The following is a 22,681-nucleotide window of genomic DNA, read 5'->3' as shown; positions in this document are numbered from 1 at the left end:
TCATCGCGAGCAAGCTCGGCTCCCACAGGGCTCGCTCCCACAGGTTCTCTGTCTTACTTGAGAAAAGCCGCTACACCGCATCCCGAGGCAGCATCAAGCCCAACGGCAAGCGCACCCGAGCTTCCAGCCCACCACCGACACGGTTACGCAGCTCGACATTGCCGCCGTGCATCGAGGCAATGCGCTTGACGATGGCCAGGCCCAGCCCCGTGCCCTTCCCACCCCGAGCGCGATCACCGCGAGTGAACGGATTGAAAATGGCTTCCAGCTCAGAGGGATCGATGCCGGCGCCACGGTCCATGACGCTCAGCACCACATAAGGCGCGCTGGTGTCACCGGAGACATAGGCCGCGACTTCGACACCGGTGCCTGCGTGGTTCAGCGCATTGCCGATCAGGTTGTTCAGCAAGCGCTTCATCGACACGCGGCGCAACGGAAACGGTTGGATCGGCTCCAGGCGCAGGTGCAATTTCTCATCGTTCTGGTTATAGGGCGCGGCCACCTCCCGCACCAATTCACTGAGGTCCACCTCTTCCACCGACTCGTCACGACCGTCGCGAATGAACGCCAGGAACTGGTCGAGAATCGCGTCCATGTCCTCGATGTCGCGGACCATCTCGTCGGTCAGGTCGGTGTGCTCACCCATCAACTCCAGCGACAACCGCAGCCGGGTCAGCGGCGTGCGCAGGTCATGGGAGACACCAGCGAGCATCAACTCACGCTCGCGCCCGGCCTGTTCGACATCCTCGGCCATCTGGTTGAAGGCACGGTAGACCTCGGTCATTTCGCTGGGCGTATCGCTGATGGGCAGCCGCACGCTGCGCCCCTGGCCCAGTTGGCGGGCGGCGTAGACCAGGCGTTTCAAAGGTTGGTTGAGCTGGCTGACGAAGATCCACGCCGATGCCGTCGACAGCAGGCCGATGGCCAGGAACCAGCCGAGTACGTTCCAGATTTTCTGGCCGCGCAGCGGATGCGGGTACAACGGCACCTTCAGCCAGCCATCCCCCAGGCTCGGGGCTCGCACCCACAGCGCCGGCGGCGAATGCATGCGCAATCGCACCTCGGTATCGGCGCCCAGTTCGGCCTGCATCTGGCGTTGATAGATCTCGCTGTAGGGCCAGTGCTGCTCGCCCTCCGGCACGCCGGCACCGACAACGCGGATCAGCGTCGCCGCCTCGGCAATTTTCGCCCGGTTGGTTTCGTCCGCCGCCCAATAGGCCCGCAGGGTCAAGGCAACACCATGGCTGTATTGCCGGTCCACGAGAACGTCTTCGTTCATCAGCAGGTACACCAGCGTCAGTGCCTTGGAGAAGAGCACGACGATCAGCACCAGCCAGAGGGTGCGGGAGAAGAAACTCTGGGGGAACCAAACGGGGGTTTTCATGAATAACCGCTACACACTTGCAGGAGCGAGCGATGCTCGCACAATGACAGACCGCGAGTCGCCTGGAAGAAGACATTTCAACCGGCCAGGCCACCCGCTCCTACAAATCGCCGATCACTTGCTGGCGGCGCCATCCGGCACGAACACATAACCCACGCCCCAGACGGTCTGGATGTACCGCGGCTTGGAAGGATCAGGTTCGATCATCCGGCGCAGACGGGAAATCTGCACGTCAATGGAGCGCTCCAGCGCATCCCATTCACGACCACGGGCCAGGTTCATCAGTTTGTCCCGGGTCAGCGGCTGGCGGGCGTTCATCACCAGCGCCTTGAGCACCGCGAACTCGCCGGTGGTGAGCATATGGACCTCATCACCGCGCTTGAGCTCACGAGTGGCCAGGGACAGCTCATAATCGCCGAAGGTCACGCTTTCATCTTCGCTGCCTGGCGCGCCAGGTACCGGCGCCGACTGGCGACGCAGCACCGCCTTGACGCGGGCCATCAGCTCGTCGGGGTTGAACGGCTTGGCCAGGTAATCGTCGGCGCCCAGTTCAAGGCCCTTGATACGGCTCAGCTCGTCGCCCTTGGCGGTGAGCATGATGATCGGGATCTGGTTGTTGGCGCCGCGCAGGCGGCGGCAGGCTGTCAGGCCGTCTTCACCGGGCAGCATCAGGTCGAGCACCACCAGGTTGAAAACCTCACGGGCCAGCAGTCGATCCATTTGCTCGGTGTTCGGTACGGTACGGGCGCGGTAGCCCTTGCTGACGAAAAAGCGTTCCAGCAAGCTGCTCAGCCCCGGATCGTCGTCAACAATAAGAATTTTTTCGCCTTCAGCAGTTTGTGCAGTGCTGCTCATAGGAAGCTCCTTTGATCTCGGCGCGCATTATGGCCTAGCTGCCGTTATACGCACCGTGTGCATTGTTAGCAGATTTTTCCTCTATCACCACAAATCCGGGTATCAAGCCTACAGACCATGTCCCCCCCTCAGGACAGAACGCTGGTTATAATGCGCGGCCTTTTGTGCCAGGGAATGCCGGATCGTGACCCGGCGTGCCATTTTTTTCCCCTTGGCCAGGCAGCACTTTTTGAATTTCGCGGGTCAACAGGCAGCCTTTTGACCCAGGCAGCGGCGCATGCCAGGCCGCTCAACCAGTCTCGCCGAGCCCTGCTTCTGCGGTGGCGAGCCTGATTTCACAATTTGTCAGGTGGTTTTATGGACAGCATCAACAGCCGCATCGCCGAGGAACTCGGTGTACGCCCACAACAGGTCGAAGCGGCCGTCGCGCTACTCGATGAAGGCTCCACGGTGCCTTTCATCGCCCGTTACCGGAAAGAAGTGACCGGCAGCCTCGATGACACCCAATTGCGGCATCTGGAAGAACGCCTGCGCTACCTGCGAGAACTCGACGAACGGCGCATCAGCATCCTGGCCAGCATCCAGGAGCAGGGCAAGCTGACCCCGCAACTTGAGCGCGACATCAAGCTGGCAGACACCAAGACCCGCCTCGAAGACTTGTACCTGCCCTACAAGCAAAAGCGCCGCACCAAGGGCCAGATCGCCCTGGAAGCCGGCCTCGGCGAGCTGGCCGACGGCCTGTTCAACGACCCGACCCTGGCCCCGGAAGCCGAAGCCGCGCGTTTCGTCGATGCCGACAAAGGCGTGGCGGACGTGAAAGCGGCGCTGGAAGGCGCCAAGTACATCCTCATGGAGCGTTTCGCCGAAGACGCCAACCTGCTGGAAAAACTGCGTAGCTACCTCAAGCAGGAAGCCACCCTCAGCGCCCGGGTGATCGCCGGCAAGGAAGAGGAAGGCGCGAAGTTTCGCGACTACTTCGAACACGACGAACCGCTCAAGAGCATGCCGTCCCACCGCGCCCTGGCGATTTTCCGTGGTCGCAACGAAGGCATCCTCAGCTCCGCACTGAAAGTCGGTGAAGAATTGCCCGGCACCATGCACCCGTGCGAAGGCATGATCGGCCAGCAGTTCGGCATCCAGAACCAGAATCGCGCCGCCGACAAATGGCTGGCCGAGGTGGTGCGCTGGACCTGGAAGGTCAAGCTCTACACCCACCTGGAAACCGACCTGCTGGGCGAGTTGCGCGATAATGCCGAGACCGAGGCGATCAACGTGTTCGCCCACAACCTGCATGACCTGCTGCTGGCCGCACCGGCCGGCCCGCGCGCTACCCTGGGCCTGGACCCGGGCCTGCGCACCGGTTGCAAGGTGGCCGTGGTGGATTCCACCGGCAAACTGCTGGACCACGCCACGGTCTATCCGCACGTGCCACACAACAAGTGGGACCAGACCCTCGCCGTGCTCGCCGCCCTGTGCGCCAAGCATTCGGTGGACCTGATCGCCATCGGCAACGGCACCGCCAGCCGCGAGACCGACAAGCTGGCCGCCGAGCTGATCAAGAAATACCCAGCCATGAAGATGACCAAGGTCATGGTCTCCGAGGCCGGCGCTTCGGTTTACTCGGCGTCGGAACTGGCCTCCAAGGAATTCCCGGACCTGGACGTATCGATCCGTGGCGCGGTGTCCATCGCCCGTCGCCTGCAGGATCCACTGGCGGAACTGGTCAAGATCGACCCGAAATCCATCGGTGTCGGCCAGTACCAGCACGACGTTTCCCAACTGAAACTGGCCCGCGGCCTGGACGCGGTGGTGGAGGATTGCGTGAACGCCGTGGGCGTGGACGTGAACACCGCTTCGGTGGCGCTGTTGGCGCGTATCTCCGGCCTGAACGCCACCCTGGCGCAGAACATCGTCACCCACCGTGACGAACACGGCGCGTTCAAGACCCGCGCCGCGTTGAAGAAAGTCCCGCGCCTGGGTGAAAAGACCTTCGAACAGGCCGCCGGCTTCCTGCGGGTGATGAACGGCGATAACCCGCTGGACTCCTCCGCTGTCCACCCTGAAGCCTACCCGCTGGTGCAACGCATCGCCGCCCAGACCGACCGCGACATCCGTTCGCTGATCGGTGACGCCGGGTTCCTCAAGCGCCTGGATCCGAAGAAATTCACCGACGAAACCTTCGGCCTGCCCACCGTCACCGACATCCTCCAGGAACTGGAGAAACCGGGCCGGGATCCGCGCCCCGAGTTCAAGACCGCCGAGTTCCAGGACGGCGTCGAAGACCTCAAGGACCTGCAGCCGGGCATGATCCTCGAAGGCGTGGTGACCAACGTCACCAACTTCGGTGCCTTCGTCGACATCGGCGTGCACCAGGACGGTCTGGTACATATCTCGGCCTTGTCCGAGAAGTTCATCAAGGACCCGCGCGAAGCGGTGAAGGCCGGTGATGTGGTGAAAGTGAAGGTCATGGAAGTCGACATCCCGCGTAAACGCGTCGGCCTGTCGATGCGCATGAGCGACACGCCGGGCGAGAAAGTCGACGGTGCCCGTGGTGCGCGTCCTGGCTCGACGCCACGCCAGTCGCAAAACACCGCGCCGCGCAAGGAAACCGCCACCGCAGCTCCGTCCAACAACGCCATGGCTTCGTTGTTCGCCAACGCCAAGCAGTTGAAGAAACGCTGATGGAGGTGCCAGCCGGGTTGGTGGAGAGCGCGTTCTTCAAGCTGCTCGGCTGCCGTCTGCACAGCCTTGGAGACGGGGTGGCGCAAGTCGCCCTGAGCCTTGAGCCGCCGCTGCGCAATCGCGGCGGCAAGCTGCACGGCGGCGCGCTGTTCAGCCTGGTGGACATCGCCATGGGACTGGCCTGCTCCAGTGTCCATGGCTTTGACCAGCAGAGCGCGACCATCGAATGCAAGATCAACTACATTCGCGCCGTGTCCGACGGCGACGTGTTGTGCACCGCCCGGGTCATCCACCCCGGCCGGCGCACGCTGGTGGTCGAAGCCGAGGTGATGCAAGGCGACAAACTGGTCGCAAAAGCGCAAGGCACGTTCGCTGTCCTATAGCTCCCTGTCATCGATTTGAGTTAATTTCGATGCCATGAATGCGGTGTCGAGCTTTCCTGTGGGAGCGAGCTTGCTCGCGATAGCGGATGGTCAGTCAGCATCAACGCTGCTGATCCACCGCTATCGCGAGCAAGCTCGCTCCCACAGGGGGCGGCGGCGATCAGCCTTAGGCCACACAAAAACCAGGCGAAAACGCCAGTTTTAACTTCACCCTTGTAGACCGTCTTGCCCACCCCCATATTGGGGCGACTGACGCGTGAAGGAATTCAACTTGAGCGACCTTTTAAACCGCCGCCTGGCCCTGCTCGGCGAGCGCGCCAACCTCTCCCTGCTCGAGCAGTGCCTGCACGGCATCGAGCGCGAATGCCTGCGCGTCACTGGCGATGGGCACTTGACGCAGACCGCGCATCCCAAGGCCCTGGGTTCGGCGTTGACCAACGAACAGATCACTACCGACTATTCCGAGTCGCTGTTGGAGTTCATCACGCCAGCCCTGGCCAACCCGGCCGATACCCTGCGCAGCCTCGACAAGATCCACCGGTTTGCCTACAGCAAACTCGGCGACGAGTACCTGTGGAGCCCTTCGATGCCGTGCCCACTGCCGGCGGAGGAGGACATCCCGATCGCGTATTACGGCACCTCGAACATCGGTCGTCTCAAGTACGTCTATCGCAAGGGCCTGGCCCTGCGCTACGGCAAGACCATGCAATGCATTGCCGGGATCCACTACAACTTTTCCCTGCCGGAAAAACTCTGGCCCCTGCTTCGGCAGGCCGAAGGCGTCGAGACCAGCGACCGTGATTTCCAGTCGTCGGCCTACATCGCGCTGATCCGCAATTTCCGCCGCTACAGCTGGTTGCTGATGTACCTGTTCGGTGCCTCGCCGGCCCTGGACGCCGGTTTCCTGCGGGGTCGCCCGCACCAGTTGGAACAACTGGACCCGGACACCCTGTACCTGCCCTACGCCACCAGCCTGCGCATGAGCGACCTGGGTTACCAGAGCAACGCCCAGGCCGGCCTCACGCCTTGCTACAACGACCTGGCCAGCTACACCGACAGCCTGCGCAAAGCGGTGGCGACGCCTTATGCGCCGTACGTCGAAGTCGGCACTCACCAGAACGGCGAGTGGGTGCAGCTCAACACCAACATCCTGCAGATCGAAAACGAGTACTACTCCAACATCCGCCCCAAGCGCGTAACCTACACCGGCGAGCGGCCGATCCAGGCCTTGATGGCCCGGGGTATCCAGTACGTCGAAGTGCGTTGCCTGGACATCAACCCGTTCCTGCCAATGGGCATCGACCTCACCGAGTCGCGATTCCTCGATGCGTTCCTGCTGTATTGCGGCCTCAATGACAGCCCGCAGCTGGAAAACAACGAATGCGGCAACGCCACGAGCAACTTCCTGACCGTGGTCAAGGAAGGCCGCAAGCCTGGCCTGCAATTGCAGCGCCAGGGTCAATCGGTGGACATGCAGGCCTGGGCCGTCGAATTGCTGGAAAAAATCGCACCGTTGGCCTCGCTGCTCGACCAGAGCCAAGGTGGCGATGCCCACCGCCAGGCGCTGGACGCGCAATTGGCGAAAGTCCGCGACCCGTCCCTGACGCCCTCCGCCCAGGTGCTGGCCGCCATGGCCGAACATCAGGAAAGCTTCGCCCAGTTCTCCCTGCGCCAAAGCAAGGCTCACGCCGAGTTCTTCCGCGCCGAACCTTTGCCTGCCCAAGAACAGGCTGCATTCGAAGAAACCGCCCGGGAATCACTGGTCCAACAGGCCGATCTGGAGCAGAACGAGGTCGGGGATTTCGACGTGTTCGTGGGTTCGTATCAGGCGAGCATCCTGGCGATCAGTAACTGAATCCCTGCGTGCGATAACGCTTTTTGTGGCGAGGGAACTTGCTCCCGCTGGACTGCGCTGTAGGAGCTGCCGAAGGCTGCGATCTTTTGATCTTTTGATCTTTCCCTTGAGACTCAAGTAGCAGCGGAAAGATCGCAGCCTCGCTTCGCTCGACAGCTCCTACAAGCCGAGCGGGAGCAAGCTCCCTCGCCACAAGGGTTCTCAGTCGAGCTTTATAGATTTTTTCGAAAATAAGCTCATTCGAAAAAGTTATTTATTTTCCAATTCTTAGATCATTTAGTCTCCTCCAACGCCGAACATCCGGCGGCCTGTTGAGGAGCTTTCCCATGTCTTTGAGTTTCCCCCTTCGCCTTCTCGCGGCCGCCTCCCTGGCTGCAACGAGTCTTTTTGTCCAGGCGGCCGACCTGACCGTCGCTTACCAGACCACCGTCGACCCGGCCAAAGTCGCCCAGGCCGATGGCGCCTATGAAAAGGCCACCCAAACCAAGATCGACTGGCGCAAGTTCGACAACGGCGCCGATGTCATCACCGCCATCGCCTCAGGCGACGTGCAGATCGGCTACCTCGGTTCCAGCCCGTTGACGGCGGCCATCACCCGCAAGGTCCCGGTGGAAACCTTCCTCATCGCCACCCAGATCGGCGCCGCCGAAGCCTTGGTGGTTCGTGACGGTTCAGGCATCCACTCCCCACAAGACCTGATCGGCAAGAAGATCGCCGTGCCATTCGTGTCCACCGGGCACTACAGCCTGCTCGCCGCGTTGAAGCACTGGAACATCGACCCGTCGAAAGTCACCGTACTCAACCTGGCGCCACCGGCCATCATCGCCGCCTGGAAGCGCGGAGACATCGATGCCACCTACGTCTGGGACCCGGCCCTGGGCGTGGCCAAGGAAAACGGCAAGGTCCTGATCACCTCGGCGGAACTGGCCAAGTTCGGCGCCCCGACCTTCGACGCCTGGATCGTGCGCAAGGACTTCGCCCAGAAACATCCTGAAATTGTCACAGCGTTCGCCAAAGTGACCCTGGATGCCTACGCCCAATACCGCAAGGACCCACAAGCCTGGCTGGCCGATACGTCCAACGTCGACAAACTGGTGAAGCTCTCTGGCGCCAAGGCCAGCGATATCCCGCTGTTGCTGCAAGGCAACGTCTTTCCCCTGGCGGCCGATCAGGTCGTGAGCCTCGGCGCACCGACCACCCAAGCCATCACCGACACCGCAGCGTTCCTCAAGGAGCAAGGCAAGGTCGAAGCCGTGCTGCCGGACTACGCGCCTTACGTCAGCGCCAAATACATCACTCGTTGAGCGAAAAAAGGGAGACACGCGATGGCCTTGCTACAGCTGGAGCGCATCAGCGCACAGTACCCCGGCGCGGCGGAACCTGTGCTGGCGGATATTTCACTGACCCTGGGGCCCCAGCAATTGCTGGTGGCCCTCGGCCCGTCCGGCAGTGGCAAGACATCGCTGTTGAACCTGATTGCCGGGTTCGTCGAGCCCAGCGACGGGCAGATCACCCTCGACGGCACGCCGGTCAAGGGCCCGAGCGCCGAGCGCGGCGTGGTGTTCCAGGACGATGCACTGCTGCCTTGGCAGGACGTGCTGGCAAACGTTGGGTTCGGCCTGGAACTGGCTGGGGTCGACAAGCAAAAGCGCGAAGCCCGGGCCCGGGAAATGCTTGCCCTGGTGGACCTGGCCGGTTTCGAGCAACGCCGTGTCTGGCAGCTCTCCGGCGGCCAGAAGCAACGCGTCGGCCTGGCCCGGGCACTGGCGGCCGACCCGCGCGTGCTGTTGATGGACGAACCTTTCGGGGCGCTGGACGCCTTCACCCGCGAGCAGATGCAGGAACTGTTGCTGCAGGTCTGGCAGCGCACCGCCAAGCCGGTGTTCCTGATCACCCATGACATTGAAGAAGCCGTGTTCCTCGCCACTGACTTGATTCTGTTGGCACCAAACCCTGGGCAGATCGTCGAGCGCCTGAGCCTGGATTTCGGCCAGCGCTACGGGGCCGGGGAGTCGGCGCGGTCGATCAAGTCCGACCCGCGCTTTATCGAAACCCGCGAGCATGTGCTCGCCAAGGTGTTCTCCCAACGCAGCGCCACTCGGCCACAGGAGCGCGCATGAGCAGCTACGAAATTCCAGCCGTCGTCAGTGAAACGACGAGCAAGCGCCCGGCCGGCGGCTTGAGGCCCAGCCTGAGTACGCGCTGGATCAGCGGCTTGACCCTGATCGCACTGCTGGCGGCCTGGTGGGCCGTCACCGCCAGCGGCCTGATCGAACCGCTGTTCCTGCCCTCGCCGTCTGCCGTGCTGCAAAAAGGTTGGCTGCTGGCAACCAGCGGCTACATGGACTCGACCCTCTGGCAGCACCTGGCCGCCAGCCTTGAACGCATCGGCCTGGGCTTGTTGTTCGCGGTGCTGACGGCGGTGCCGGTGGGCATCGCCATTGGTGCCAACCGCATCGCTCGCGGCGTGCTCGACCCGTTGATCGAGTTCTACCGGCCGATTCCGCCGTTGGCGTACTTGCCGTTGATCGTGATCTGGTGCGGCATCGGCGAGTTGTCGAAGGTGCTGTTGATCTACCTGGCGATCTTCGCCCCGATTGCCATTGCCACCGCCACCGGTGTGCGCACCGTCGACCGGGCCAAGCTACGCGCGGCGCAATCGTTGGGCGCCACGCGGGCCCAGTTGATTCGCCATGTGATCGTGCCCAGTGCCCTGCCGGACATTCTCACCGGCATTCGCATTGGCCTGGGCGTGGGTTGGTCGACGCTGGTGGCCGCCGAGTTGATCGCCGCCACCAGCGGCCTGGGGTTCATGGTGCAGTCAGCGGCGCAGTTCCTGGTCACCGACGTGGTGGTACTGGGGATCCTGGTGATCGCACTGATCGCCTTCGCCATGGAAATGGGCCTGCGCGCCCTGCAACGCAAACTGGTGCCATGGCACGGCCAGGCCCATTGATAGCCAATGACCACGCCGACCATTTGGCGCCCCAATCCGAGAACACGACGATGAACCGCCCGACCATTACTCCCTTGAGCACAGCCCTCGGCGCGCAGATCAGTGGGATCGATATCAGCCAGCCGCTGAGCCCGGAACATCGCGAGGCCATAGAGCAGGCCTTGCTCAAGCATCAGGTGCTGTTCTTTCGCGACCAGCCGATCGAGCCGACGCAACAAGCGCGTTTCGCCGCGTATTTTGGCGACCTGCACATTCACCCGATCTACCCCAACGTACCGGAGCAGCCCGAAGTATTGGTGCTCGACACCGCCGTCACCGATGTCCGCGACAACGCCGTGTGGCACACCGACGTGACTTTTTTACCGACGCCGGCCATGGGCGCGGTGCTCAGCGCCAAGCTACTGCCGGCGTTTGGCGGCGACACGTTGTGGGCCAGCGGCATCGCGGCCTACGAAGCGCTGTCAGCCCCTTTGAAACGCTTGCTGGAAGGCCTCACAGCGACCCACGATTTCACCCGGTCCTTTCCATTGGAACGGTTTGGCAACACCGCCGAAGACCTGGCGCGCTGGGAAGCCGCACGGCGGAAAAACCCACCACTGTCCCATCCGGTGATCCGCACTCATCCGGTGAGCGGGCGACGGTCGCTGTTCGTCAATGAAGGCTTCACGACACGGATCAACGAGCTGTCGGAAACCGAAAGCGAGGTGATCCTGAAACTGCTCTTCGCCCACGCCACCCGCCCGGAGTTCACCCTTCGCTGGCGCTGGCAGGTCAACGACGTAGCGTTCTGGGACAACCGCGTCACCCAGCACTTTGCCGTCGATGACTACCGCCCCGCCCGCCGGGTGATGCATCGGGCGACGGTGTTGGGGGATGTGCCGTTTTTCAGGTGAGTGTCTTGCTTAAATGGTTTTCCGGGGTACGCATATCGCCGTGGCGAGGGAGCTTGCTCCCGCTCGACTGCGCCGTAGGAGCTGCCGAAGGCTCGGGCCGCGTTCGGACGATTTTTTGATCTTTCGCTTGGGACTCAAGCGTCAGGGGAAAGATCGCAGCCTCGCTTCGCTCGACAGCTCCTATAGACCCAGCGGGAGCAAGCTCCCTCGCCACAGGGTGTTCGGTGTTACTCAGCCGACGAAGGCTTCTCCCAAAGATTGATCCCGCCCTCCAAGGCAAACCGATCGATCTGCGCCAGTTCTTCAGCGCTGAAGCTCAGGTTCTTCAACGCCCCGACGTTCTCGATAATCTGCTCCGGCCGGCTGGCGCCGATCAGCGCGCTGGTCACGCGGGGATCGCGCAGGGTCCAGGCCAGGGCCATTTGCGCCAGGCTTTGGCCGCGCCGCTGGGCGATCTCATTGAGGGCGCGTACATGGGCGATGTTTTCCTCCGACAGGTGCGAAGCCTGCAACGAGCCGCCGCCCGGACGGTTCACCCGCGCATCGGCCGGAATACCCTTGAGGTACTTGTCGGTCAACAGGCCCTGGGCCAGTGGCGTAAAAGCGATCACACCGGTACCCAGTTCGTCGGTGGCGTCCAGCAGGTCTTTCTCCACCCAGCGGTTGAGCAGGTTGTAGGCCGGCTGGTGAATCAGCAGCGGGACTTTCCATTCTTTGAGCAGCGCCGCCATTTCCCGGGTCTTCACCCCGGAATACGAGGAAATGCCGATGTACAGCGCCTTGCCCTGCTGTACGGCAGTGGCCAGTGCGCTGGCGGTTTCTTCCAGTGGGGTGTCGGGGTCGAAGCGGTGGGAATAAAAGATATCCACATAGTCCAGCCCCAGGCGTTGCAGGCTCTGGTCGAGGCTGGCGAGCACGTATTTGCGCGAGCCACCGCCCTGGCCGTAAGGACCCGGCCACATGTCCCAACCGGCCTTGCTGGAGATGATCAACTCATCGCGGTACTGCTTGAAATCTTCGCGCAGCAACCGGCCGAAATTGATCTCGGCGCTGCCGTAGGGAGGGCCATAGTTGTTTGCCAGGTCGAAGTGGTTGATGCCCAGGTCAAACGCCGTACGCAGCAAGGCGCGCTGGGTATCGATAGGCGTGCTGTCGCCAAAGTTGTGCCACAACCCCAGCGACAGCGCCGGCAGCACCAGCCCGCTGCGACCGACGCGGCGATAAGGAATGGACTCGTAGCGGTTTTGCGCAGCGGTGTAGGTCATCGAAAGGCTCTCTGTTCGGACGCTGGTGGCAGAAGCTAACACTTCACAGACGCATCGGTCAGGCTGAAAGTTCGCGCAAGGCCGCCGCTGCCAGGAAACCCGAACGCGAGCTATAACGCTGATCCCGTCGCACGGTTTGGTCGATGCGCTCAAGCAATTGCTCGGGCAGCGTGGCGTTGAACCGCACTGATTTCCCGAAATAGGGCGTGACATCAAACTCAACCACCCCCCATATCCCACCGGCGTATTGCGGATCGTCGAGATGATCGTCAATTTCATGGATCTGCGGCAGCGGCTCGCCGTCGGCTATCAAGCCTTCATAGTGCAACGAGAGCGCTTCTTTCACATTTTCGAATGCCTGGCTCACGGTACTGCCGGCGGAGAAACAACCCGGTACATCCGGGACCGTCACTCCGTATTCGGAATCGGCATCCTTGTGCAGAACGACCGGAAATTTCATGTGGGCGAATCCTTCCTCCAGATCCGGCAACCGCAGCAACCGGTCTGATAACAATGCATCCCCATCGGGGATTTCGTAATCGGTCATGGGCTTCATTTCAGGCCCGCCTGTTTCAATATGCTATTGATCGTGCCTCTGGGCAGATCGGCGTCAGGGTGTTTGATCGTCACCCTCCCAGCCTTGAAGGAGTGTTTGTACTGGTGATGGCTACCCTTGATTGCCACTAGATACCAACCATCCTCTTCGATCTTCCTGATCATTTCCCGACTTCGCATCACCTTTGCCTTATTCGACAGCTCTGCCGGAAAACTCTAGCTGCGAAAGATGATTTCGATACACACAATACACACCCTGAAAAAATTTTAGCTCAACTCTCCAGCCAATGCACCGCCATCACCACTCGGTCATCGCGCCTGTGCAAACACCTCCGCCACCCAATCCACGAATACACGAACCCGCGGCGACATGAGTCGGTTCTGCGGATAGAGCACCGACACCGGCATGGACGGTGGTGGGGTGGCGGTGAGGACTTCCTGCATCAGGCCCTGCCGGATCGGCTCTTGCATCCGGTAATGCGGGCATTGGATCAGGCCCAGGCCGGCGATGGCCGAGGCGGCATAGATTTCGGCGCCGGACACCGACAGCGAGCCCTCGATCGGCACCTCCTTGAGTTCGCCATCGACCATGAACTCAAACGGATACAGTTTGGCGGTGGTCCGCGAGACGTAATTCACCGCCTTGTGATGTTTCAAGTCATCGAGGCACTTCGGCTCGCCGTACTGGCGCAGGTAACCGGGACTGGCACAGGTAATCTGCCGAAGATTGGCAACACGCCGACCGATCAATGACGAATCCGCCAGCTCACCGGAGCGCAGCACGCAATCGACGCCTTCGGCGATAAGATCGACAAAACGATCGGCCTCGCTGATGAACAGTTCTATTTCGGGATAACGGGCCATGAATTGCGGCAACGCCGGAATCACGAAATACCGTGCCTGGGTTCCGTGCAAGTCCACCCTCAACTTGCCTTTGGGCGCCACGCCGCGAAACGCCAGTTCGGCTTCTTCAAGTTCCGCCAGCAATTGCACGCAGCGTGGGTAATAGGCTTCGCCATCGAGGGTCGGGCGCACCTTGCGAGTGCTGCGCTCCAACAAGCGAACGCCCAGCCAGGCTTCGAATTGATTGAGGGTGTGGGTCAGCGTGGCCCGTGGCATGTTCAAGTCCTCAGCGGCCAGGGTGAAGCTGCTTCGCTCGTAGATGCGCACGAACACCTTCATCGCTCTGACTTGATCCATCTGAATCCGGCGCCTTTATTGTTAGTGATTGTTGAACAGTCAAGGCAACTTTCGGGCATTTATCGCCGAGAGTAAACATGTGAACCTGGCCTCACCCACTTCAAGAGGACTCAAGCATGCCGACTCAAACGTCCAAAGTTGCCATTATCACCGGTGCTTCCCGCGGCATCGGCGCCGAAATCGCCAAGCAACTGGCCAGCGAGGGTTTCGCCGTCGTCATCAACTACGCCAACAGCGCCAGCGAGGCGTCCAAGTTGGTGGTGCAACTGCGCCAGGCCGGCCACCAAGCCATAGCGGTGAAGGCAGACGTGTCCTCTGCCGCCGATGTTCGCCGGATGTTCGATGAAACCGAAGCGCAACTGGGTAAGGTCGACGTGTTGATCAACAACGCTGGCATCCTCCAGGTGATGCCCCTGGCGCAGCACAGCGACGAGCTGTTCGACCAGACGTTCGCCATCAACACCCGTGGCACCTTCAATACCCTGCGCGAGGCCGCGACCCGTTTGAATGACGGTGGCCGAATCGTGAATTTTTCCAGCAGCACCGTGGGCCTGAACCTGCCCGGCTATTCGGTGTACATCGCCAGCAAGGCCGCAGTGGAATCCCTGACCCAGGTGTTCGCCAAGGAACTGCGCGGTCGGCAGATCACGGTCAATGCCGTGGCCCCCGGCCCCGTCGCGACCGAACTGTTCATGCACGGCAAGAGTGAGGAGCAGGTGCAGCACTACGCCAAGATGCCGCCCCTGGAACGCCTCGGCCAGCCGCAAGACATTGCCAGCATCATCGCGTTCCTGGTGAGCCCGGCCGCAGGATGGGTGAACGGGCAGATCCTGCGGGCCAATGGTGGACTCGTCTGAGGCGTTGCGCTCCATTGCCTCCCAAACCGCTATCGTCGGATCGCCGCCCGGAGCAAGCTCGCTCCCACAAGGAAATCACTAACCTTACAGGAGGGAACCACTTACCCCTATGGGAGCGAGCTTGCTCGCGATGAGGCCAGTGACGATGGAAGGCCTAGCGCCTCGATCAGCGCACCAAATGCAGGAACTGCAGGTGCCGCTCGTACTGGTCGAGGATGTCGTTGATGACTTGCTCCTTGGTATAGCCCACCAGATCGTAATCCTGGCTGCCTTCGCTCAGGTGCACCTCGGCACGGTAGTAACGACGGTTGTTGAGTTCCTTCGAGCCCATGCCGCCGCGGGCGAAGGACGGCGTGAAGTAGCCGCGCATCTGCACCTGATAGATGAACGGATGCTGCTCGCCGTGACCGATCTCCAGGCTGACGCTGTCGTTGGCCGGATCGGGCTGGGTCACCACCGTCAGGCCCTTTTCGACGAACACCGCCGTCACTTCTTCAATGGCCGGGCGCACCGTGGTGTCGAGGAAACGGTACACCTCATCACGGGACGGAAAATGCACCGCCTGGCTCAAGCGTTGGCGCCAGCCGCCCGTGCCCCGACGTGAACCCGACACCGGCGCCAGGGAGTGCAGTTGCGCGATCTGCTTCTGCGACTCCAGGTAGAACGCCTTGTGCAGGCCCCACATCATCAGCAGTAGAATCAATGAGAACGGCAAGGACGTCAGCACCACCGCCGACTTCAAGGCATCGATGCTGCCGGAGAACAGCAACGCGCTGGTCACCAGGGCCGTCATCGCGCCCCAGAACACCCGCAGCCATTTCGGCCCGTCCTCATCAGGGTTGCCGCCCTTGGCCGACAACGTCGACAGCACCACGGTGCCGGAGTCGGCGGACGTGACGAAGAACACGAAGCTGATGAACACCGTGACGGCGATGACGGTCTTGCTCCAGGGGTAGGTTTCCAGCAGCAGGTAAAGGCTCATCGATGGGTTTTCCAGGGCGGACATGCCCAGGGCACTCATGCCGTGGTTCAGCACTTGGTCGATGGCGCTGTTGCCGAAGATCGACATCCACGCCAGGGTGAAACCCAGGGGAATCAGCAGCACGCCAAACACGAATTCACGGATGGTGCGCCCACGGGAAATCCGTGCGATGAACAACCCCACGAACGGCGACCACGCGATCCACCAGGCCCAGTAAAACACCGTCCAGCCGCCCAGCCAGTCGCTAGGTTCGTTGTAGGCGTACAGGTCGAAGCTCTTCATCGGCAGGGCGCCGAGGTAATCGCCGATGTTCTGGATCAAGGTGTTGAGCAGATGCTGGGTGGGTCCGGCAAACAGCACGAACAGCAACAATGCGCAGGCCAGCAGCATGTTGATGTCGGACATGACCCGCACGCCCTTGTCGACACCGGCCACCGCCACAATGATCGCCGCGCCCATCATCAGCACGATCAGGCCGACCTGAATCCACTGGGTGTGGGCGATGCCGAACAGGTAGTCGAGCCCGGAATTGAGGTGCAGCACACCAAAGCCCATGTCCGCGCCAAGGCCGAACACCGTGGCGATAATGCCGAAGCCGTCCACGGCGTAGCCGATGGGGCCGTTGATGCGCTTGCCGATCAGCGGGTACAGCGCCGAGCGCAGGGCCAGCGGCAAATTGTGCCGATAGGCGAAGTACGCCAGGGCCATGCCGACGAACGCGAAAACGCCCCAGCCGTGCAGCCCCCAGTGCAAGAACAGGATCTGCATGGCCTGGCGCGCCGCCTCGGCGGTACCGGCCTCGCCCTGGGGCGGCTGCACCATATGGGTCAGCGGCTCGGACACGCAGAAGAAAAACAGCGTGATGCTGATGCCGGCGGCGAACAGCATGCCGGCCCAGGACAGATAACTGAATTCGGGCTCGTCGTGGTCGGCACCGAGCTTGATCTTGCCGTAGCCAGACAAAGCGGTGACCACCACGAAGACCAGATACAGCGTCATCGCCAGCATGTAGTACCAGCCGACCGTATTGGCCGCCCAGTTCTGCGCGGCCAGCAACCAGGCGCCGGCCTGCGCGGGCATGGCAATCACCACCAGGCCGAACAGCAGGATGAAGGTCGCGGCGAAGTAAAAGACCGGCGGGTTCATGCGGACCAGGCCGCTGGGTGGAAGGGACGAGGCACTCATGAAACAAGCGCCTCGGGAGAAAAAAACATGACGGTCGAAAACGGACTCGGCAAAGGCAAGCCTCCTGTTGTGAGCGGGCAGCAAACCGACGGTTTAACTTGAATGAACGTTCAAGTTAAACATGAATAGGTAGCTAAGGACTAATCGCAGGGCTCGACGGCACGCTTCCTACACTAGCCTACGGGAGGGTATGACGTTGCCAGGAGAGCATTCGTTCAGCGTTCAACGGCATATCCCCTTGCAAATACAGACCCTGTGGGAGCGAGCTTGCTCGCGATGGCGGCCTGACATTCAACATCTTCATTGACTGTCACACCGCTATCGCGAGCAAGCTCGCTCCCACAGGTCAAGTGCAGGGCAAACCGACGACGGTGTCGCCAGATCCAAGCTCGAATAAAAACATGCCGGTTGCCCATGAATATCGGCGTGCCTATAGTCCAGACATCGCCTACAACCAGTACGGACCCATGATCAAAGAACAGCTGTCTCGCTTTAACCGTCTCGACCTGCTCGGCCATCCGACACCGCTGGAAAAACTCGACCGCCTCTCCACCTGGCTCGGCCGGGACATCTATATCAAGCGTGACGACCTGACCCCCCTGGCCATGGGCGGCAACAAACTGCGCAAGCTCGAATACCTGGCCGCCGATGCCATCGCCCAAGGCGCCGATACCCTCATCACCGCCGGGGCGATCCAGTCCAACCATGTACGCCAGACCGCCGCCCTCGCCGCGAAGCTGGGCCTGGGTTGCGTGGCCTTGCTGGAAAACCCCATCGGCACCGAAGACAGCAATTACCTGGGCAACGGCAACCGGCTGCTGCTGGAATTGTTCGACGCCAAGGTCGAGCTGGTGGACAACCTGGACAACGCCGATGAGCAGCTACAGGCCCTGGCCGGTCGCCTGCGCAGCAACGGGAAAAAACCCTACCTGGTGCCGATTGGTGGTTCGAACGCCTTGGGCGCGCTGGGTTATGTGCGCGCCGGCCTGGAACTGGCCGAGCAGATCAAGGACACCGGGATTGAATTCGCCGCCGTGGTACTGGCCTCGGGCAGTGCCGGCACCCACAGTGGCCTGGCGCTGGCGCTGAGCGAAGCCCTGCCGGCGCTGCCTGTCATCGGCGTCACGGTCTCGCGCAGCGAGGAGGACCAGTTTCCGAAGGTCCAGGGCCTGGCCGAGCGCACGGCAGCGTTGCTCGACGTCGCCCTTCCAGAAGCGTTCAAAGTGAACCTGTGGGACGAATATTTCGCCCCCCGCTACGGCGAACCCAACGCCGGGACACTGGCGGCGGTCAAGCTGCTGGCCAGCCAGGAAGGGCTGCTGCTCGATCCGGTCTACACCGGCAAGGCCATGGCCGGCCTGCTCGACGGCATGGGTCGCGACCGTTTCGACGAAGGCCCGATCATCTTCCTGCACACCGGCGGCGCACCGGCGTTGTTTGCCTATGACGCGGCGTTCCAGGCTTAGTGGAGACTTCTGTGGGAGCGAGCTTGCTCGCGATAGCGGTAGATCAGCCCAAATTTATTTAGCTGACACACCGTCATCGAGAGCAAGCTCGCTCCCACAAACAGTCATTCCAAATAGACATATGCGCTTGATTTAATATTATTTTCCAATCTATAAAAGCCATCCTATAGTCTCGCCGCAGGCGCATTTGCCGCGAGACGCCCAAGCTGCTTTAAGGCAGGATGTGGCAATCTTTTCGGATCGCGGCTACGCCTTATCTCAGCCAAAATAACCTCTTCAGAAGAAAACACAGGGGCTTGTCATGAATTTTTCCGCATTACGTCGCAACCTGTTGGTAGGTTCGCTGGGCCTGGCATTGAGCGCCGGCTTGTTGGGGCAAGCGGTTGCCGGTGAGCAACTGCAGAAGATCAAGGACGCCGGCGAAATCAAGATCGGCTTGGAAGGCACTTATCCACCGTTCAGTTTCGTTGATGAGAGCGGCAAACTGACCGGCTTCGAAGTGGAGTTCTCCGAAGCCCTGGCCAAGGAGCTGGGTGTGAAGGTCAAGCTGCAGACGACCCCATGGGCCGGCATTCTCGCGGCCCTGGAATCCAAGCGTCTGGACGCAGTGGTCAACCAGGTGACCATCTCCGAGGAGCGTAAGAAAAAGTACGATTTCTCCGAGCCGTACACCGTTTCCGGGATTCAAGCGCTGGTCCTGACCAAGAAAGCCGCCGAGCTGAACATCAAGAAGGCCGCCGACCTGGACGGTAAAAAAGTCGGCGTGGGCCTGGGCACCAACTACGAACAGTGGGTCAAGGCAGAAGTACCGGGCGCCCAAGTCAAAACCTACGATGACGACCCAACCAAGTTCCAGGACCTGCGCGTCGGCCGTATCGATACCATCCTGATCGACCGCCTGGCCGCGCTGGAATACGCCAAGAAAGCCAAGGACACCTCCGTCACCAGCGAAGCCTTTTCGCGCCAGGAGTCCGGTATTGCCCTGCGCAAAGGCGAGCCTGAGCTGCTGGCAGCCGTGAACAAGGCCATCGAAAAACTGCGCGCCGACGGTACGCTGAAAAAGCTTTCGGAAAAATACTTCAGCGCTGACGTTACCCAATAATGGAAGCAGCTCTTCAACTCGCACTGGACTCCGCGCCCTTCCTGCTCAAGGGCGCGTATTACACGGTTTTCCTCAGCCTGGGCGGCATGTTTTTCGGCTTGCTGCTGGGGTTCGGCCTGGCGCTGATGCGCCTGTCGCGCTTCAAACTGGTGAACTGGATCGCCCGCATCTACGTGTCGTTCTTTCGCGGCACGCCGTTGCTGGTGCAGTTGTTCGTGATCTATTACGGGTTGCCGCAACTGGGCATCGAGCTGGATCCGCTACCGGCGGCCCTGATCGGTTTCTCGCTGAACATGGCCGCCTACGCGTGTGAAATCCTGCGGGCCGCCATCAGCTCCATCGAGCGCGGCCAGTGGGAAGCGGCGGCAAGCATCGGCATGACCCGCGCCCAGACCCTGCGCCGGGCCATCCTGCCGCAAGCGGCACGCACGGCCCTGCCGCCGTTGGGCAACAGCTTCATTTCCCTGGTCAAGGACACCGCGCTGGCGGCGACCATCCAGGTACCGGAGCTGTTCCGCCAGGCGCAGTTGATCACCGCGCGAACCTTCGAAATCTTCACCATGTACCTTGCCGCCGCGCTGATCTATTGGGTTCTGGCCAGCGTGCTCTCGCACCTGCAGAACGTTCTGGAAGCCCGGGTCAATCGGCATGACCAGGAGTCCTGACCCATGATTGTCGTGGAAAAACTGACAAAGCAGTTCAAGGGCCAGGTGGTGCTCAACGGCATCGACCTGAAGATCGAAGAAGGCGAAGTGGTTGCGATCATCGGCCCCAGCGGCTCGGGCAAGACCACGTTCCTGCGCTGCTTGAACTTCCTCGAAGAGCCTAGCAGTGGCCGGATCAAGGTCGGCGACATCGAGATCGATGGCAGCCGTCCGTTGAACCAGCAGCAGAATCTGGTGCGTCGCTTGCGTCAGCAGGTGGGCTTCGTGTTCCAGAACTTCAATCTGTTTCCCCATCGCACCGCGCTGGAGAACGTGATCGAAGGTCCGCTGGTGGTGAAAAAGACGCCACGTGCAGAAGCCGAAGCCCTGGGGCGCAAGCTCTTGGCCAAGGTCGGGCTGGCCGGCAAGGAGGACGCCTACCCACGGCGCCTTTCCGGCGGCCAGCAACAACGCGTGGCGATTGCCAGGGCGTTGGCGATGGAACCGGCGGTGATCCTGTTCGACGAGCCGACCTCGGCCCTCGATCCGGAACTGGTGGGCGAGGTGCTGGCAACCATTCGCGGCTTGGCCGAAGAAAAACGCACCATGGTCATCGTGACCCACGAAATGGGCTTCGCCCGGGACGTGGCCAACCGCGTGGTGTTTTTCGACAAAGGCGTGATCGTCGAACAAGGTGAAGCCAAGGCCTTGTTTGCAGCCCCCAAGGAAGAACGCACTCGACAGTTCCTCAGCAAGATCCTCTCCGCCGGGCACGGCGCTCAGTAAGTTATAGGCAGTGTCATCACTTCCAGGGATGGAAGTGAGGCAGTTGCAACACTCTCAAGACACTACCGCCATAACTTTGCCATAAAAAAACAACTTGCAAGTTGCGCCCTACTCAACATCCTCGACCGTTTCATGTGCGGCATGGATCTACCTCTCGTAACACTTCCCCTCAGCCCAAGCACTCCTCCTTTTTAGTCTTAAGACACTCTTTAGAGCATTTTTCAGAAACCTGCGAGCCTAGGAAAAGGGCTTGTGATGCCGCGCATTATTAACATGGGTGCGTAGGAGATTTCTGAAGCCTTTCACAATGAATTATTAAGCAAGTGCCTCTATTGACACTGAAACTATTGAGCCCTTATCTAGTAACCAACAGGCGATGCACATTATTTATGTTCTGCACAGTGACCAGACGCAGCCAGCCTATATGGCTGCACACATAAAATATGTCGCAATTAGTCATCGCCGTTGATCTTCCCGAAACGGACTTAGTTTTCAAGCATCAAGGAGAACACCATGACATGTAAGTCGAAGAGTCCTGAACTGGCCGCCCCCACCCTGGCCAACGCCCACCCTACCGGCATCAATATCGCCAACGCCGCTCACCTGGAGGTTGCCATTGCGCCCTACCCTGGCATGGACGCAGGTGACCTGATCGAACTGTTCTGGGACAACTGCTACGTCGGCTCGCGCTTGTTGTCGCAGGCCGATGTGCAAGACAGCGTCACCCTGCGAGTCCCGGAGAGTTTCATCGTCGATGGAACCTCGCGCATCCACTATCGGGTGATGCAGGTCGGGCGTGGGCCGGCGCTATCCGCCAGGCAACGGGTACACGCGAAGCTCGATTGCCCCGGCGGGCAGCCGTCAGCCCTGAGCGGCGATGAAAACCAGGGCCTGGCGCCTGTGCGCATTCCCGGCACTATCCGACGTCAAGGGGTAAATCCCAACCAGATCAAGCGCGGCGTACCGCTGACCATCGAACCCTACCTGAACATGGCCGCCGGCGATGCCGTGACCCTGCGCTGGGGTGATGTACGCATGGACTTGCCAGCGGTCACCGCCAGCGAGGTCGGCCAGCCAATCAATATCTGGGTCCCGCCGCAGGTCATCCTGGAGGCAGGAGAAGACCTGCGCCTGGAAGTGACCTACTGCATCCTCGACCGTGTGGGCAACAACTCCCTCTGGGCACCGCCACGGACGTTGAAGATCGGTTGTGCCAATCCGTATCTGAACACTGCACCGAAACCGCCGCTCATGGCCGCCGAAACGCGCCGCCGAATGTGAACACCCTGAAAAAGCTTTTGTGGCGAGGGAGCTTGCTCCCGCTATGTGGGAGCAAGGCTTGCCCGCGATGGACGCGATGCGGTCTTGCAGAATCGAGGCGCCTGTTTCGCGAGCAAGCATTGCTCCCACAGCCCAAGCGGGAGCAAGCTCCCTCGCCACCAAAAGCTGCGTCCCCCCAGGTGAGCGTACTGCCTTCAATTTAAAACCAACCTATATATATTCCTAAAAGTTAGTTCAAAAATAATTTATACACGCTTAGGGTATATACACCGGACCACCGGACATTCTTGATTTTCGCTCGCCGCATTCATCGCGGCGTTTCTTGAGATGTGAGGTGGGTATGGAACGAA

20 protein-coding genes are annotated in these 22,681 nt (G+C 61.0%); 13 read left to right on the top strand and 7 right to left on the bottom strand.

The annotated features are described in order from the left end of the window. Nucleotides 1–70: 70 nt before the first annotated feature. Nucleotides 71–1,384, bottom strand: coding sequence for an ATP-binding protein (locus QMK47_RS02435; RefSeq protein WP_018608795.1), 1,314 nt, complete (start codon nucleotides 1,382–1,384; stop codon nucleotides 71–73). 114 nt (nucleotides 1,385–1,498) lie between these two features. Next, entirely contained in the window at nucleotides 1,499–2,239 is a 741-nt protein-coding gene (ompR, locus tag QMK47_RS02430; protein ID WP_003196691.1) for a two-component system response regulator OmpR, read from the bottom strand. Nucleotides 2,240–2,596: 357 nt separating this feature from the next. Here ompR and QMK47_RS02425 point away from each other — a divergent pair, with 357 nt between their 5' ends. The 7 genes from QMK47_RS02425 to tauD all read left to right on the top strand — a co-directional run bounded on the left by QMK47_RS02425 (nucleotide 2,597) and on the right by tauD (nucleotide 11,008). After that, complete coding sequence (locus tag QMK47_RS02425) at nucleotides 2,597–4,921, top strand: Tex family protein (protein WP_253470926.1); 2,325 nt, start codon at nucleotides 2,597–2,599, stop codon at nucleotides 4,919–4,921. After that, on the top strand, nucleotides 4,921–5,304 hold the full coding sequence (locus QMK47_RS02420) for a PaaI family thioesterase (protein ID WP_253470924.1): 384 nt from the start codon (nucleotides 4,921–4,923) through the stop codon (nucleotides 5,302–5,304). The genes QMK47_RS02425 and QMK47_RS02420 overlap by 1 nt, the downstream gene beginning before the upstream one ends. A 271-nt stretch (nucleotides 5,305–5,575) precedes the next feature. Beyond that, nucleotides 5,576–7,159, top strand: a complete 1,584-nt coding sequence (gene gshA, locus QMK47_RS02415; RefSeq protein ID WP_320389758.1) for a glutamate--cysteine ligase — start codon at nucleotides 5,576–5,578, stop codon at nucleotides 7,157–7,159. Between the two features lie 326 nt (nucleotides 7,160–7,485). Next, nucleotides 7,486–8,463 carry a taurine ABC transporter substrate-binding protein gene (gene tauA / locus QMK47_RS02410; RefSeq protein ID WP_253470920.1) on the top strand — a complete coding sequence of 326 codons (978 nt, stop codon included), beginning with the start codon at nucleotides 7,486–7,488 and terminating at the stop codon, nucleotides 8,461–8,463. A 21-nt stretch (nucleotides 8,464–8,484) separates the two neighbouring features. Then, nucleotides 8,485–9,279, top strand: coding sequence for a taurine ABC transporter ATP-binding subunit (tauB, locus tag QMK47_RS02405; protein ID WP_253470918.1), 795 nt, complete (start codon nucleotides 8,485–8,487; stop codon nucleotides 9,277–9,279). Next, complete coding sequence (gene tauC / locus QMK47_RS02400; protein WP_214510990.1) at nucleotides 9,276–10,115, top strand: taurine ABC transporter permease TauC; 840 nt, start codon at nucleotides 9,276–9,278, stop codon at nucleotides 10,113–10,115. The genes tauB and tauC overlap by 4 nt, the downstream gene beginning before the upstream one ends. A gap of 50 nt (nucleotides 10,116–10,165) precedes the next feature. After that, the gene (gene tauD / locus QMK47_RS02395; RefSeq protein WP_258690177.1) at nucleotides 10,166–11,008 is read left to right on the top strand and encodes a taurine dioxygenase; all 843 of its coding nucleotides are present in this window, start codon (nucleotides 10,166–10,168) and stop codon (nucleotides 11,006–11,008) included. Between the two features lie 227 nt (nucleotides 11,009–11,235). Here the strand turns inward: tauD and mgrA are convergent, their stop codons facing one another. From mgrA to QMK47_RS02375, 4 genes are all read right to left on the bottom strand, one after another. After that, a complete protein-coding gene (mgrA, locus tag QMK47_RS02390; protein WP_003196675.1) occupies nucleotides 11,236–12,273 on the bottom strand; it encodes an L-glyceraldehyde 3-phosphate reductase in 1,038 nt (345 codons plus the stop codon). A gap of 58 nt (nucleotides 12,274–12,331) precedes the next feature. Further along, on the bottom strand, nucleotides 12,332–12,733 hold the full coding sequence (locus QMK47_RS02385; RefSeq protein ID WP_024619603.1) for a type II toxin-antitoxin system HicB family antitoxin: 402 nt from the start codon (nucleotides 12,731–12,733) through the stop codon (nucleotides 12,332–12,334). Nucleotides 12,734–12,825: 92 nt separating this feature from the next. Further along, on the bottom strand, nucleotides 12,826–13,008 hold the full coding sequence (locus QMK47_RS02380) for a type II toxin-antitoxin system HicA family toxin (protein ID WP_320389757.1): 183 nt from the start codon (nucleotides 13,006–13,008) through the stop codon (nucleotides 12,826–12,828). A 129-nt stretch (nucleotides 13,009–13,137) separates the two neighbouring features. After that, on the bottom strand, nucleotides 13,138–14,028 hold the full coding sequence (locus QMK47_RS02375) for a LysR family transcriptional regulator (RefSeq protein WP_320389756.1): 891 nt from the start codon (nucleotides 14,026–14,028) through the stop codon (nucleotides 13,138–13,140). A 116-nt stretch (nucleotides 14,029–14,144) separates the two neighbouring features. On the opposite strand from QMK47_RS02375, the gene QMK47_RS02370 reads away from it, so the two are divergent. Next, nucleotides 14,145–14,885, top strand: coding sequence for an SDR family oxidoreductase (locus QMK47_RS02370; RefSeq protein ID WP_003196671.1), 741 nt, complete (start codon nucleotides 14,145–14,147; stop codon nucleotides 14,883–14,885). 166 nt (nucleotides 14,886–15,051) lie between these two features. On the opposite strand, the gene betT is transcribed toward QMK47_RS02370, so the two are convergent. Continuing rightward, entirely contained in the window at nucleotides 15,052–17,013 is a 1,962-nt protein-coding gene (betT, locus tag QMK47_RS02365; protein WP_253478360.1) for a choline transporter BetT, read from the bottom strand. Between the two features lie 506 nt (nucleotides 17,014–17,519). On the opposite strand from betT, the gene QMK47_RS02360 reads away from it, so the two are divergent. The 5 genes from QMK47_RS02360 (at nucleotide 17,520) to QMK47_RS02340 (ending at nucleotide 22,331) form a co-directional block, all read left to right on the top strand. After that, nucleotides 17,520–18,518 carry a D-cysteine desulfhydrase gene (locus QMK47_RS02360; protein WP_320390503.1) on the top strand — a complete coding sequence of 333 codons (999 nt, stop codon included), beginning with the start codon at nucleotides 17,520–17,522 and terminating at the stop codon, nucleotides 18,516–18,518. Nucleotides 18,519–18,819: 301 nt separating this feature from the next. After that, nucleotides 18,820–19,620, top strand: a complete 801-nt coding sequence (gene tcyJ / locus QMK47_RS02355; protein ID WP_258690174.1) for a cystine ABC transporter substrate-binding protein — start codon at nucleotides 18,820–18,822, stop codon at nucleotides 19,618–19,620. Next, a complete protein-coding gene (gene tcyL, locus QMK47_RS02350; RefSeq protein WP_003196663.1) occupies nucleotides 19,620–20,285 on the top strand; it encodes a cystine ABC transporter permease in 666 nt (221 codons plus the stop codon). Before tcyJ ends, tcyL begins: the two co-directional genes overlap by 1 nt. A 3-nt stretch (nucleotides 20,286–20,288) precedes the next feature. After that, a complete protein-coding gene (gene tcyN, locus QMK47_RS02345; RefSeq protein ID WP_253470908.1) occupies nucleotides 20,289–21,050 on the top strand; it encodes an L-cystine ABC transporter ATP-binding protein TcyN in 762 nt (253 codons plus the stop codon). 513 nt (nucleotides 21,051–21,563) lie between these two features. Then, nucleotides 21,564–22,331 (top strand): hypothetical protein, encoded by a 768-nt coding sequence (locus QMK47_RS02340; RefSeq protein WP_320389755.1) that lies wholly within the window; start codon nucleotides 21,564–21,566, stop codon nucleotides 22,329–22,331. Nucleotides 22,332–22,681: the final 350 nt, after the last annotated feature.

This window comes from Pseudomonas sp. P9_35, from assembly GCF_034008205.1.
Lineage (GTDB): Bacteria > Pseudomonadota > Gammaproteobacteria > Pseudomonadales > Pseudomonadaceae > Aquipseudomonas > Aquipseudomonas kilonensis.
The sequence above is the reverse complement of the archived record's forward strand: the minus strand, read 5'-3'. Positions and strand labels throughout refer to the sequence as shown.

Bases quoted from the DNA above. Each gene is read 5' to 3' on its own strand.
- QMK47_RS02435 (WP_018608795.1), bottom strand. From the start codon at position 1,384: ATGAAAACCCCCGTTTGGTTCCCCCAGAGTTTCTTCTCCCGCACCCTC.
- ompR (WP_003196691.1), bottom strand. From the start codon at position 2,239: ATGAGCAGCACTGCACAAACTGCTGAAGGCGAAAAAATTCTTATTGTT.
- QMK47_RS02425 (WP_253470926.1), top strand. From the start codon at position 2,597: ATGGACAGCATCAACAGCCGCATCGCCGAGGAACTCGGTGTACGCCCA.
- QMK47_RS02420 (WP_253470924.1), top strand. From the start codon at position 4,921: ATGGAGGTGCCAGCCGGGTTGGTGGAGAGCGCGTTCTTCAAGCTGCTC.
- tauA (WP_253470920.1), top strand. From the start codon at position 7,486: ATGTCTTTGAGTTTCCCCCTTCGCCTTCTCGCGGCCGCCTCCCTGGCT.
- tauB (WP_253470918.1), top strand. From the start codon at position 8,485: ATGGCCTTGCTACAGCTGGAGCGCATCAGCGCACAGTACCCCGGCGCG.
- tauC (WP_214510990.1), top strand. From the start codon at position 9,276: ATGAGCAGCTACGAAATTCCAGCCGTCGTCAGTGAAACGACGAGCAAG.
- tauD (WP_258690177.1), top strand. From the start codon at position 10,166: ATGAACCGCCCGACCATTACTCCCTTGAGCACAGCCCTCGGCGCGCAG.
- mgrA (WP_003196675.1), bottom strand. From the start codon at position 12,273: ATGACCTACACCGCTGCGCAAAACCGCTACGAGTCCATTCCTTATCGC.
- QMK47_RS02385 (WP_024619603.1), bottom strand. From the start codon at position 12,733: ATGAAATTTCCGGTCGTTCTGCACAAGGATGCCGATTCCGAATACGGA.
- QMK47_RS02380 (WP_320389757.1), bottom strand. From the start codon at position 13,008: ATGCGAAGTCGGGAAATGATCAGGAAGATCGAAGAGGATGGTTGGTAT.
- QMK47_RS02375 (WP_320389756.1), bottom strand. From the start codon at position 14,028: ATGGATCAAGTCAGAGCGATGAAGGTGTTCGTGCGCATCTACGAGCGA.
- QMK47_RS02370 (WP_003196671.1), top strand. From the start codon at position 14,145: ATGCCGACTCAAACGTCCAAAGTTGCCATTATCACCGGTGCTTCCCGC.
- betT (WP_253478360.1), bottom strand. From the start codon at position 17,013: ATGAACCCGCCGGTCTTTTACTTCGCCGCGACCTTCATCCTGCTGTTC.
- QMK47_RS02360 (WP_320390503.1), top strand. From the start codon at position 17,520: ATGATCAAAGAACAGCTGTCTCGCTTTAACCGTCTCGACCTGCTCGGC.
- tcyJ (WP_258690174.1), top strand. From the start codon at position 18,820: ATGAATTTTTCCGCATTACGTCGCAACCTGTTGGTAGGTTCGCTGGGC.
- tcyL (WP_003196663.1), top strand. From the start codon at position 19,620: ATGGAAGCAGCTCTTCAACTCGCACTGGACTCCGCGCCCTTCCTGCTC.
- tcyN (WP_253470908.1), top strand. From the start codon at position 20,289: ATGATTGTCGTGGAAAAACTGACAAAGCAGTTCAAGGGCCAGGTGGTG.
- QMK47_RS02340 (WP_320389755.1), top strand. From the start codon at position 21,564: ATGACATGTAAGTCGAAGAGTCCTGAACTGGCCGCCCCCACCCTGGCC.